Here is an 11,920-nt window from a genome sequence, read left to right on the forward strand (position 1 = left end):
ATTTCATCGATGAGCATTCGGAACTGGTACTCATTTGATAATTTCCAATTCGTGCGGTGACGCAGAGAGGCATTGTGACTTCTCCTGGGAAGCGTTTGCGCGACGTTCCATGATCCTGTTGCCGCCTTGATGAACCCGATGACCGGGCCGCCGCCTCCTGGCGGAACCCGGCACTGACGCTCGCCGCGTCGTGCCGTCCGGCCGGTCGAATGGAGGACGCATGAATGTGTTAATGGTAGGTGCAGGCAATGCGGGGTGTGCGCTCGGCGCGATCCTTGCACAGGATGGGCACCGGGTCGCCTTGCTGAAAACCTCGCACTCGCTGCACGACCAGAATTTCGATACCGTGCGCGAGACCCGCACGATCAAGCTCATCAGCAATCCCAAAGGCGGCGAGACCAGCACGGCGTCGATTGCCCTGGCCACGCGCGATGTCGGCGAAGCATTCGCCGAGACGCCGGACGCGATCATCATCACCACCCAGACCCAATGCCATGCCGAGATCGCCGCGCTGATCGGCCCCTACCTGAAGGCGCACCAGCTGGTGCTGCTGGCGCCGGGCTACATGGGATCCTGCTACTTCCTGCCCTACCAGCAGAAGGAAGGCTTCCTGCTGGCGGAAGGCGAAAGCCTGCCCTACGACGCACGCATCGTCGAACCGGGCGTCGTCAACGTCCTGTTCCGCAACACGCGTAATGCCCTGGCCTTCCTGCCGCGGGAGCGCGCCGCCGAAGGGCTGGAACGCGCCGCGCGCCTGTTCCCGACTTATGTCGCGACCCGGACCAATGTGGTCGAGTCCGCCATGCACAATCCGAACCTGATCGTGCACACCATCGGCACCCTGCTGTCAGCCAGCCGCATCGAGCATTCGGAAGGCGAATTCTGGATGTACCGCGAAGCCTTCACGCCCTCGGTTCTGAACCTGCTGTACAAGCTCGACGCCGAGAAGAACGCCGTCATCGCCGCCACCGGCGGCAAGCCCTCGCCCTATTTTGACGAGTGCAAGTTCCGCAACGAAGAAGACCTGTCGCAGCCCTCGATCTCCGTGTTCCGCCGCTATGCGCGCGAAGGCGGGCCGAAGGGCCCGGCCACCCTGCAGACGCGTTTCATTACCGAAGACGTGCCGATGGGCCTGGCGCTGCTGTCCTCGATCGGCCGCCTGATGAAGGTGCCGACGCCGACCGCCGACGCCCTGACCGTCATCGCCAGCGGTCTGCTGGACCGCGACTTCGCCGCCGAGGCACGGACCCTGGACAAGCTGGGGCTGGGCGACAAGTCGCCGGAAGAGTTCAAGCGCGTACTCAACGGGTGAGGCCATGAGCATCCACGACCTGCTCGCCAAACCCTACTACGCCTGGCGCCGCTACATTCCGAGTCGCGTGCTGTACCACCCGGACTTCTTCAGCGTGCTCGACATGCTGTCGCGGGACCAGGCCAGCATCGCCGATCTGGCCCGGCAGCGCCTGCGCAAGATCCTCGTCCACGCCCTCGAGCACGTGCCTTATTACCAGCGCACCGTCAAACTGAGCATCGAGGAGGCCAAGAACGAACCGGTGCAGCACGTGCTGGCGGCATTCCCCTTCCTGGCCAAGGAAGAGGTGATGTCGCAGCAGCGCGATTTCCTCGACCGCCGGCTCGATCCGCAAAAGCTGATGTATGCGACCAGCGGCGGCTCGTCCGGACAGGGCATCGGCCTGTGGCGCACCAAGCGCCTGGCCGACATCGAGAAAGCCTTCTTTACGCATGAATGGGGCAAGCTCGGCTTTTCCTTCGACAAGTCGCGCATCCTGCGCATCGGCGCCGATGCGCGCCGCCTGGCGCACGAAGAACCGGCGCGCGTGGTAGGCAACCGGCTGATGCTGTCGCCCTATCACGTGCATGAGCAGCACAAGGCCGCCATCGTGGAAGCCATCAGGCACTTCCGGCCCGAGTACGTGCATGGCTATCCGAGTTCGGTGACGGCGCTGGCCGAGCTGGTCGACTCGCGCGAACTCGATGTGCAAGTAAAGGCGGTGCTGCTGGCTTCCGAACCGGCGACGCCGGCGCAGCTGGCGTCGATTCGCCGGCTGTTCCGTGCGCCGGTGTCGCTGAACTATGGGTTGTCCGAACGAACCAATCTGGCCTTCCTGCAGGTGGATGACCGCGGCACCTCGGATTACCAGTTCCAGCAGCTGTATGGCTGGAACGAGAACCGCATGGACGGCGATCGTCCCGAGATCGTCGGGACTTCGCTGTGGAACGATGTGATGCCGCTGATCCGCTACCGGACCAATGATTACGGCCTGATCGATGCGGATGGCCGCTGCCCGGGCGTTGACGGCCGCGGCCACGAATACCTGGTCGACCGGTCGGGCAAACGCATTCCCGGGCTGTCGATCGTCATCGACGAGGTCACCTGGGACTTCGTGCGCCTGTACCAGGTGCGGCAGAAGAAGGCGGGCGAGATCACGCTGGCGGTGGTGCCGCGCCATGGCAGCCTGAACGACGAACAGCGCGCCTTCGTGCTGGACGCCCAGCAGCGCCGCTGGGGTGGCTTCTTCGACATCTCGCTGCAGGAAGAAAGCGATATTCCGCTGGCGCCGAACGGCAAGCGCAAGCTGGTGGTGAATTCGCTCACGATCTGATGCGCGACCCCGGCGGCTTATGCCGGGGGACGCACCAGGGCGGCACTGCGCAGGTAAGGATCCTCGTTGCCGATGCAAAGGATCGGCGCGCCGCGCTCCAGCGCATAATGCCGTGCCAGTGCCAGTACCGTCACGAAGGGCACGGCCCCGCAGCTTCCACTGCCCAGACCGACGCGAATGATGTCGTCCGCGGCATCGACCTGCGGGATCGCCGGCGCGCTCAGGCCCATCAGCTCGAGCACGCGGTTGGGACGATGCGCGGTGTCGGCGACGACCATAGTGATCTGGGAGATATCCACAGCCGCCGCCTTGCTTTCCTGCTCGACCAGCTCCAGCAGCAGGCTTGCATCGACGCGTTTGGTGTCGTCGGCCGAGGTGTCGCGACGGCGCTCGGTGACCGGGTCGAGCAATGTGAACTCGGCGCCGCAGGCATGGGCCAGTTCCAGGTCCGTCAACAGCAAGCCAGCAGCACCTTCGCCCGGAATCTGGCCACGGGCTTGCGAGGAGGTGAACAGGGACGACTGCGCAGCCAGGCGGTCGATGCTTTCCTGTCCGATCAGCGAAGCGCAGGCGATGACGAGGGCTAGCGTTAGGGCCTTGCTCGATGAGGTGCCCGGCATGAGCTGCGTGATGATGGTCGCCGGTGAGACGTGCTCCTGTTCAGGGACGTCCGGGATGACGATGCTGGCTTCCGGCCAGCCGTATTGGCTCACCGTATGCTTGAGCCACGTCGTCGCCGCACGTCGGATGTCAGCAGGCCAGTCACCGGGGAGCATCAGCCTGAGCTGGAGCGTTGGCGGGCTTTCTTCGTAAGGCAGCAGGTTGCCGGCGGCGATGCTGGCGAGTTCGGCTGCTACGCCGCTGGCCAAAGTGATGGCACGCCATTGTTCTTCGGAGAAGTGGACCTGCAGGCCCTGGCTGGACAGCCAGTCGGCAATGTCGTCCTGCAGCGCTTCGTCGTGCGCATCGTCGCTGCGTGCGGTCATGACGGGGAAACCGTTGTCGTCGACCAGTTCCTTGTCCAGGTCGGCGCGCGCTTCGTTGTCGGCGATGGCGCAGGCGAGTTCTTCGGCAGAGGCGCCGTGTGGGGAGCGCAGTGCAGTGGCGACGATTGCCAGCACAGGCGTGCCAGGTACCGCATCGGCTCGCGATGTGGCAGAAGCCGGCTTGGCGGTGCTGGCAGGGATGGATACGGCACGGGCCATGATCGCTTTCTGGCTACCCCATAAAGCGAGCAGGACGCCCAAGGGGAAAACGAGCAGGGCCAGTGTCAGTTCGCCGGTTCCAGGATTCTGATCCGTCTGGTGCCAATACCACAGCGCGATTGCCCAGCAGACGATGAAGGTGGTGATAACGATGGCGCCTAGTTTGAACCACTCGGCAGGCAAGCGTGCCGGTGTTGTTGTAGTTGTTGTCATGTCAGTCGCTCAGATGTTGTCTATCGTTGCCTGCTGGCCGGCGATCAGCGTGGCGCCGCAGGCGGTTTTGTCGCCGTGACGTGCTGCGGGTTTGCCGTCGATGATCAGGGTCGAGTCGCCGCTGATGATCGGGTTGGATCCGTGCTTGGGACAGCTAGTCTTGTCGCCCATCCGAGCGATACCGACGCCACCGGTATCGCTATGCGTGGATGCTTCGACCACTACTCCTCCATGCGACGTTTTGTCACCAAGCTTGATCAGTGGACCTGCCATGATGTCTCCTTGAAAAGTCTTAACCCATTGAACAACGGCGTCTAATCCTGTTTTTCATCCAACTGCCATATCGTATTTCCGTAGCTAGAATCCAGTTTAGGGAAGACGTCGCCCTTGCCGAAAAAGCGGCGTGAACCTGGAGACGCTGGGCTGAAATAAAAGCCGCTCATCTCGCAGTGCTCTCCTGCTTCAACGCGTTGCTGTTTACGTTCTATCTGATCAACCTCAGTATCGATTTCTTCAAATTCGCCTTCCAGACGTTCAACGTAAAACCACTTTGAAGGCGCGGATGTGAATGCATTACGCGCAACGAGACTTGGAGCAAGGTCTGGAGTAAAGTCTTCGGAGTAAAACGGATCTTCTTTTAATTGCGGGTCGTTCGCGTTTTTCCTGACGAATTCAAGCATTGCTTGACCATCTAGCCATAGTTTAGATCTGCCGACGTTGGCAAGGGCGCGTTGACCTAGATCGTTAAAGATGGAACACTCTAGAAGCTTTCCGTATTCATTACCGTTCCATGCAAATTGCATAGCGCCATTAGGAAACTCAGAGGATACATATACTCCGGTTTTTGGAGGAATATCTCCAGTTTCACAACTAATATCTTCGCGGATTCTAAACTTGGGCAGTTGCGAAAATCTTGATGCGTGTTTTTGCCATGCTAAAGTAAGACCAAAATCACGCCATCTGCCATCGATCTGTCCTTTTTCCATTGTTTGGTCAATGTAGCCAGCATATCTAGTAATTGAGGCAAACATTGCATCAAACTTTTCTTCCTCAGCTGGTAAAGCCCACTGCATGGAGAATTCTGCCATTCCCCGGCCACATTGATAAGCCCCGGTTACATGATAAATTTCAGATGCATGATCTGCTAAGTGTCTTGCCACTGATATTCCAAAATCCGCTAGAAACGACCATCCATGATTAGACCAATTTTCGCTTGTGTCACGGTTGCCCCATTGGGAATCTTTCAGAAAACGATCCCGGCCTTCTTCCTGGCTTTTGTCTAATAGCTGGTCGACAAATTTCTGAAGCTCACGAACGCGCTCATGAAGTCCTTTTAGGTATTCATCAGAAGCAAAAAAATAGAGCAGTGTAGCTTGCTTCTTTTGCCACGGCGTCAAAGGTTGTTCTGAAATCATTTTTTCTTCCAAGTTCAAATTAAAGACTATGGCTTAAAAGCGGTCACTTGCCCGGGTAAGGCAGGCAAACCAATTTTTTCCGAAAATCCAGTGCCATCAAAATCCGTATAACCCCATCCAGTTTCGAAAGGGCCACTTATGTTTGGATGAGTAATCTTTTGTCGAATCGCCAAGTATTCTTCTTGTTCTGATTTTGGCAATTTGTAAAATGCATCCTGAGTAATTGACTCCTGTAAAGTGTTTTTATCATTTTTCTTGTAATACCTCATTATGTCGTTGCGTCGATCGCTTCTTTCGACGTTGAATACTATTTGTTCTCCACCACCTTCCAAATGCCTGTCCGGTAATGCGTCCTTCTTCTGACTAGATGCTGGACCTCGCCATACCTTCAGTGTTTCGCCGGGTTTTACATCGTAAATGACAAATTGACCGTTCACGTTCCAGTCAGGCCAGACGGCTAAATACTTTCGCCAAGCAGCACGTGGATCGGGAGAATTTTGAATTTCATTAAAAACCTTTTCGCTAATCCAGCAATCGCTCATCGCTCGACTGTTAGGCGAAAGAATACGAATAAGACGTGCCGGTCCTTTTATTTCATCAGCAACTAATTTATGAAAAGATCGGATATTTTGTTCAGTTAATTTTGGCCATCCTTCTTTAACTTTTTTCGCTACTTTGTCAAAATAATCATCAGGTATTGCCTCAGCCCAACGGGGGTTACCTTCGCTAAGCCATTTTGGACACGGACGCGGCTTTCGCATCAACGTAACTGCAGTCGCTTCAGGTAACGCACCGCGATAATGCACATTGTTAAGATTGACAATCGCTTTCTTGCTTAGTGCCGTTTCGTCCAACAAGCGCAGAATGACTGCATCAAATATGGCGTCAATAGTAAGATTGACCTTTGCTATTCCTTCGGTCGCACGAGAGCGTACCCACATCACTTGCTCTAATGCTTGAGTGGCCTTAGGACCGACCACTGGAATATGAGCGACCTTGGCCGTAAGTTGTCGCAATGTTGCGATCGCGGAATCGAATGCTTTGATAAGTTCTGTAGCACCAGTCTTCGATTTGACTTTCTTGATTTCGTTAGCCAGCCAAGAGAAAACATCATCGATTTTGTGTTCTCGCAGATATTTTTGAAAAACTCTTCGACGGAGCAGCGCTACAACCCATGTAATAGCCTTGTCCACGGCGCTTATAATGGCGTTTCCGCCGGCGCGTCGAATAAAGGCAAAGAAGATCTTTAAAACACCTTTCACAAAAGAACCGAGGAAAGGAACCAAGCCGATCAGCGTCAAAGCAAGCGCTACCCAAGACCATGTGTCGGACGTGTCTTCCTTGAGCTTCTTGCAATTGGCAATCAAGTCCCGTACATCGCAGATCTGGTCGACCAAAGGAATCATCGATATCGCCGCGTCGGCGACGATCTGCCCGGTAGAGCGGTTCTCATTGAAGTCCCCCTGAACCGCCTGCCAGAACCATTCCCATGGATTGGAACTTACCTCTTCCTCGGGGCGCTGCTCGTTCGTGGTCCAGGCGAGGGCATCACGCATCTGTGTCGTATTAATGTCAGGCATGGATTACTCCGACGAAGACAGTGGGCAGATGTCGCGATCAACCAAGTAACTTTTGCAAGGGGTCATGTGGTTTTTCGTCCTTCGGCTTGCGCGGTTTGTACACCACCTTTTTCACTGGCTTGTTGTCGACGTTCTCATGACGTGCTTTCCCGTTCGCGTCCAGTGTCCCCGTCAGCACGGGCCCCTTATCGAAATGGATTTCGTACTCCACGTCAGGGATGCCTTCCCCAACCTCAGCATCCAGGTAGTTCAGTGAAATCCAGTGAGGCTCTTCCTCGCCCAGCTCACTCGGCAGGTTCTGGAGATTGGCAGTCTGGCGACCGCCCTTATCAAACACGTGCTGTCCACCCTTGACGGAAAACGTCCCCGGACACGCAAACGTAATGTCCCCACCCTCCAGCGTGATCGACGACTCCCCCGCCTGCAGCACGATCTTTTCCTTTGCCTTGATCTCGATGCAGTCATTCACCGAGATCACCGTGATCTCCTTGTCCGCCAGGATCTCCAACGCATCCGTATGCGCCTGCAAGGACACCGGCCCATTCGCCGCAATCGCCTGAATCCCACCCGAGTGGGTAAACAGGCTGGTAGCCCCACCCGACACCGACGAAAACGTATGCCCCGCCGTCATGTGCAGATCCGACTGCGTCGTCCAGTGCAGATGCCTCCCCGCGTACAGCACCGTCGACGCCGGCGTCGCCCAGTTGATGCTGGCCGCCGAATCCATCAGCACGATCGGCGACCCGAACTTCTCCACAGGTTGCGACATGTCGAGCTCGCGCGACCCCGGCTTGGCCTTGAACGCCGGCTGCCCATTCACTGGCCCTTCATACTTGCCTTTGGCCGCAGGATCGATCTGCTCGATAAACGTCTCTTGCGCCTTCAAGGCATCCTTGCTGAACAAGGCCTGCTGCGCCGCCGCCGCATCTGCCAACTTGGAAGACAGCTCCTGCGCACGCTTGAACTGCGCCACCGCCTCCGCCACATCCATCTGCGTCGAGGTCACGCTGGGGCCCAATGCAGGCCGGGCGCGTGTGGATAACAACACACCTTCCCCGCCGCGAATCACCGCCCAGGCATCGGTACGCAGTTCGAACCCACTGCCGCGATACCCACCACGCTGTGAGGTCCCAGGCTCCTGATGGATCAGGTAGCCGAGATTGAGTTGACTAAGCCCGACACTGGTCGCCAGCCGCATGCGCAGCTGCCCGGTCGTGTCGTCGATCTGCCACTGGTTGTAGCCGCTGCCGTCGAAGTTGCGGGTATGGATCCCCGACAGCACGCCTGCATGGTTGGCGTTTGAGTCGACGCCGGCCGAGAACGGCGGCAGGTCCGACCCGTTATAAAGCTGCGCCACGATCACCGGCCGGTCGATATCGCCTTCGATGAAGTCGACCAGCACCTCGGTCCCGATACGCGGCGTGAACACCGTGCCCCAGTTCGGCCCGGCCAGCGCCTCGGCCACGCGCACCCAGGTGCCGGAGGTCTCGTTCCCCGGCGCGCAGCCCTTGTCGTCGGTGTTGTGCGCCATCCCGCCCGGGTTCGGGCGCGCGCCCCGCTGCCAGGCGAACTGGATGCGCACCTGGTGATCGCGGTTGGTGGTCGATACCGCATCCGCCAGCCCAACGACCAGGGCACACTGCGGCCCCGGCGCCGTGGTCCGGTGCGGCGCAAGCGTCAGGCGCGGCACGAGCGGCACCACTTCGCGCACGCAGGAAAACGTATTGCGGTAGGTCCCATGTTCGATACCGGACGAGACGGGGCCCGCCACCCCGGTCCGGAAGTTGTTGCGCGCCTCGTGCCGCACCGACAGCACTTTGAAGGCGTTCTCGCCGTCGGGATAGCGCTCATGCTGGCTCAGGTAAAAAGCATGCCCCGCCGCCAGCCTGCGCACCGCCCCGCTCCCGTCGAACACCTTGTTATGGAGTTCCAGCGCCTGCAGCATCAATTCGCTGTGCGTATCGGCGGCGCCGCGTTCGGTGGCGATGCGTTCGGTGGCGATGCGTTCCCCGCTGCCGTCGTAGAGGTGCAGCGGCGGCAGGTCCCCCGCATCGAGATGCGAAACGTGTTCGTACGCGGGCGCCAGCAGCTGCGCCGGATCCCAGCTGCTGATCGCGACGCTGTTGGCCTGCACGCTGCGGCGCGCCCGGAAGCCGTCGATGGCATCATCCTGCTCGGTAGCGCGCACGCCATGAAAGCGCAGGACCTCACCGCCCGGCGTGGCGGGCGCAATCGCCCTGCTGTCGAACACGATCAGCCGGTGCTTCCCCTGACCGTGCGCGCCATCTTCCGCATCCTCCGCCTGCTCATGCTCGAAGCGCCAGCTCAGGCCTTCCGAGGCCAGCAGCCGCGTGAAGAAATCCAGGTCGCTCTCCCGATATTGGGTGCAGACCGTGCGCGGCAGCAGTTCCTGCGTGATGTCGACATCAAAACGCAGCTGTGGATAATCCGCGAGTAATTCACAGACGATGTCGCGGACGTTCTTGTCCTGGAAGATGTAGCTGTCGCGCCGCAGCGCCAGCATCGATAGCGCCGGCTCCAGCCGCAGGCGGTAGCGCGCCACGCCGCCATCCGCTCCCAGCCAGGAGGCCGACGTACACAGTCCGTGCCAGATGCGCCGCGAACCGTCCGGCTGCAGCAGTCCGATGCTCAGCTCTTCGCCGATGAACAGCCCCAGGTCGAGGTCCGTCGAGGTGCTGAGCGCATCCACGTCGAACGCGAACAGTGCATTGACCGCCTCGACCCCGCTGAACGCTTCCGCCACCAGGGATTCGGGCAGGCCGCTCTCCTGGCTGCTTGCCAGGGTGATGAGCCGTGCGTGCTGGCTCAGCCCCGTGCCGAAAATGCCCAGGGCGGGAAAATCAAGCGCTGCGTTCATGCGGCGACGGCCAGCAGCTCGAGCCGCAGTTCCTTCAGGCCGGCCGGGACGTAGATCGAGATCGACTGGGCCTTGAGCATGCGCTCGTACATCGGCCCTTTCGCCTCCAGCACGAAGTAGCAGGTCTCGGGACGCACCGGCACTGCCGCCGGCAGTTGCGGCGCGTACTGCAGCCGCACGCCCGGCAGCGCCGACAGCACGAACTTCTCGACGTCGTCCGGCGCGCCGACCTTGAAGCGCAGCGGCACCACGTCCACCAGCTCCACCGCGGGAATGGCGGCCGATACGGCGATGTAGAAGGTGGTCCGCTCGTCGATCTTGCCCGAGTCGAGCGCGCCGATGTGGTAGGACGGCCGCACCTCGCTGAGGGCGATGGCGAAGTATTTGGAAGAGATCACCGTGTCGAGCAGCTCGCGGATGATCGCATGCAGCTTGGTGAAGGACGGTCCCGGATCGTTGTGCTGGTAGGGCGGCAGGTCGCCCAAGGTCCAGCTCTTGGAGAAGGTCATCAGGCCGCCCGCCAGGTCGAGCAGCTGCTCGTACAGGCGCTCCGGATGCAGGGCCGGATGGTGGAAGTGGTGGGTCAGCGTCGCATACGCGGAACTGGCCGTGTGCAGCAGCCAGAACGAGGACATGTCGCCCGAGCGGAACTCGACCACGTTGCGGCTCGGCTCGCGCTGGTGCCCGTACAGGGCGGCAGTCTTGGCCTGCAGCGCGTCGAGCAGGCGGCGCAGCTGCTGGAACAGCACCGGCGCGGCGCCGGTCGATAGCGTCGGCGGCACGAAGCTCTCGTCCATCTCGAAGCCGCCGGTGGAGGCGCGCCGCAGCCGCAGCAGCGGGAAGTGGATGTAGGAGTCGCGCGGCTCCGCCTCCGACACCAGCCGCACCGCCTTCTTCAGGTAGGCCAGCTGCACCGGCGCGGCCTGGGTGTACAGGTCGGGCGTTTCCTGGTTCGCCTGCACGAAGCGCGCCGTGTTGCTGGCCTGCCCGGGTGGCGTGAAATTGCCGCTGAACGGCTTCATGCCGGGCAGGGCGACGTAATAGGTGATGGTCTGCTGCGAGGGCGGCAGCAGGCTCAGGTCCACCGTCTCGGGCAGGGCGTCGACGTCCGGGGCGTCGACCAGCTCCCCGTCCTGAAAGCGCACCGCCAGGGCCAGCAGCCGCAGCATGCTGTTGGCCAGGGCTTCGCGGTCGACCTGCAGGGCCTCCACGCCCCAGGCATAGGGATGGACGGCCTTGATGCTCTTGTGGAGGCATTGTTCGTGATAGTGGTCTTGCCGCTGGAAGTGCTGTGGACGCAATAACAGGCCTTCGCCCCAGAGAACTTTGCTAGTCATCTCTGCCTTCCCTCAATGTTTGGTTTGATTTGGCGGAACCTACCCGAGAAACCATAACAACTGGAAAGGGTTGCCCATGTGAAGTTGATCAAACGTTGACGCTGCCCGGCATGGCAACATCGAATTTCGTTTTTTGCCGTCCACACGGCGGCACAAAGGGGAGTGCGATGAAGGGTTACACGCCAGGCTTGTTCGACCGCCTGCTGGGCATGCCGAGCCGCGGGCCGGGCAAGCCTGCCGCGCAAAGGCTGACGATCGACGAGCTGAAGGACACGGTGGCGCGTGACCTCGAGTCCCTGCTCAACACACGTTCCAGCATTCCGGAGGGCGCGCTCAAGGCCTATCCCGAATGCAGTCGCTCGATGGTCACCTATGGCTTGAACGACTTCGCCGACCGCTGCCTGTCCAGCCCGACCGACCGCGCGTCCATCTGCGCCAGTATCGAGAAGACCATCGCCTGCCACGAGCCGCGCCTGCGCAACATACGGGCGAATCTCGACCTGCACGGCGAGTCGGTGAACCGCCTGAATTTTTCGATCACCGCCGTGCTGGTGGCCAGCGTGTCGCAGGAGCCGGTCAACTTCGACGCCGTCCTGACGCCATCGACCCTGCAGTACAGCATCAGCAAGGCCGGCAAGGCAGCGCGCACCGCGGCGCCGGGGGCTTGA

General features: G+C 60.1%; 9 protein-coding genes. 3 read left to right on the forward strand and 6 right to left on the reverse strand.

Features of this window, described 5'->3' with window-relative positions; translation table 11 throughout:
* Nucleotides 1–220 precede the first annotated feature (220 nt).
* Both B2R83_RS18990 and B2R83_RS18995 read left to right on the forward strand, forming a co-directional pair.
* Nucleotides 221–1,312: an NAD/NADP-dependent octopine/nopaline dehydrogenase family protein gene (locus B2R83_RS18990; RefSeq protein WP_292044170.1), complete on the forward strand. Its 1,092-nt coding sequence runs from the start codon at nucleotides 221–223 to the stop codon at nucleotides 1,310–1,312.
* A 4-nt stretch (nucleotides 1,313–1,316) separates the two neighbouring features.
* Nucleotides 1,317–2,624: a hypothetical protein gene (locus tag B2R83_RS18995; RefSeq protein ID WP_292044171.1), complete on the forward strand. Its 1,308-nt coding sequence runs from the start codon at nucleotides 1,317–1,319 to the stop codon at nucleotides 2,622–2,624.
* Between the two features lie 17 nt (nucleotides 2,625–2,641).
* Here B2R83_RS18995 and B2R83_RS19000 read toward each other — a convergent pair whose 3' ends face one another.
* Genes B2R83_RS19000 through tssK form a run of 6 tightly spaced genes read right to left on the reverse strand, consistent with a single transcriptional unit; the run spans nucleotide 2,642 to nucleotide 11,252 of the window.
* Entirely contained in the window at nucleotides 2,642–4,042 is a 1,401-nt protein-coding gene (locus B2R83_RS19000) for a hypothetical protein (RefSeq protein WP_292044172.1), read from the reverse strand.
* Nucleotides 4,043–4,051: 9 nt separating this feature from the next.
* The gene (locus B2R83_RS19005; protein ID WP_292044173.1) at nucleotides 4,052–4,315 is read right to left on the reverse strand and encodes a PAAR domain-containing protein; all 264 of its coding nucleotides are present in this window, start codon (nucleotides 4,313–4,315) and stop codon (nucleotides 4,052–4,054) included.
* A 41-nt stretch (nucleotides 4,316–4,356) separates the two neighbouring features.
* Nucleotides 4,357–5,457 carry a hypothetical protein gene (locus B2R83_RS19010; RefSeq protein WP_152571094.1) on the reverse strand — a complete coding sequence of 367 codons (1,101 nt, stop codon included), beginning with the start codon at nucleotides 5,455–5,457 and terminating at the stop codon, nucleotides 4,357–4,359.
* Nucleotides 5,458–5,483: 26 nt separating this feature from the next.
* Nucleotides 5,484–7,037: a hypothetical protein gene (locus B2R83_RS19015; RefSeq protein ID WP_292044174.1), complete on the reverse strand. Its 1,554-nt coding sequence runs from the start codon at nucleotides 7,035–7,037 to the stop codon at nucleotides 5,484–5,486.
* 37 nt (nucleotides 7,038–7,074) lie between these two features.
* Nucleotides 7,075–9,915 (reverse strand): type VI secretion system Vgr family protein, encoded by a 2,841-nt coding sequence (locus B2R83_RS19020; RefSeq protein WP_292044175.1) that lies wholly within the window; start codon nucleotides 9,913–9,915, stop codon nucleotides 7,075–7,077.
* On the reverse strand, nucleotides 9,912–11,252 hold the full coding sequence (tssK, locus tag B2R83_RS19025) for a type VI secretion system baseplate subunit TssK (RefSeq protein WP_292044176.1): 1,341 nt from the start codon (nucleotides 11,250–11,252) through the stop codon (nucleotides 9,912–9,914). Before tssK ends, B2R83_RS19020 begins: the two co-directional genes overlap by 4 nt.
* A gap of 167 nt (nucleotides 11,253–11,419) precedes the next feature.
* On the opposite strand from tssK, the gene tssE reads away from it, so the two are divergent.
* Nucleotides 11,420–11,920 carry a type VI secretion system baseplate subunit TssE gene (gene tssE / locus B2R83_RS19030; RefSeq protein WP_292044177.1) on the forward strand — a complete coding sequence of 167 codons (501 nt, stop codon included), beginning with the start codon at nucleotides 11,420–11,422 and terminating at the stop codon, nucleotides 11,918–11,920.

Origin of the sequence: Massilia sp. UBA6681 (assembly GCF_002454935.1) — a bacterium.
GTDB classification, from domain to species: domain Bacteria; phylum Pseudomonadota; class Gammaproteobacteria; order Burkholderiales; family Burkholderiaceae_D; genus Telluria; species Telluria varians.

Excerpts from the sequence above, each read along its gene's own strand:
- B2R83_RS18990 (WP_292044170.1), top strand. The coding sequence starts at position 221 with ATGAATGTGTTAATGGTAGGTGCAGGCAATGCGGGGTGTGCGCTCGGC.
- B2R83_RS18995 (WP_292044171.1), top strand. The coding sequence starts at position 1,317 with ATGAGCATCCACGACCTGCTCGCCAAACCCTACTACGCCTGGCGCCGC.
- B2R83_RS19000 (WP_292044172.1), bottom strand. The coding sequence starts at position 4,042 with ATGACAACAACTACAACAACACCGGCACGCTTGCCTGCCGAGTGGTTC.
- B2R83_RS19005 (WP_292044173.1), bottom strand. The coding sequence starts at position 4,315 with ATGGCAGGTCCACTGATCAAGCTTGGTGACAAAACGTCGCATGGAGGA.
- B2R83_RS19010 (WP_152571094.1), bottom strand. The coding sequence starts at position 5,457 with ATGATTTCAGAACAACCTTTGACGCCGTGGCAAAAGAAGCAAGCTACA.
- B2R83_RS19015 (WP_292044174.1), bottom strand. The coding sequence starts at position 7,037 with ATGCCTGACATTAATACGACACAGATGCGTGATGCCCTCGCCTGGACC.
- B2R83_RS19020 (WP_292044175.1), bottom strand. The coding sequence starts at position 9,915 with ATGAACGCAGCGCTTGATTTTCCCGCCCTGGGCATTTTCGGCACGGGG.
- tssK (WP_292044176.1), bottom strand. The coding sequence starts at position 11,252 with ATGACTAGCAAAGTTCTCTGGGGCGAAGGCCTGTTATTGCGTCCACAG.
- tssE (WP_292044177.1), top strand. The coding sequence starts at position 11,420 with ATGAAGGGTTACACGCCAGGCTTGTTCGACCGCCTGCTGGGCATGCCG.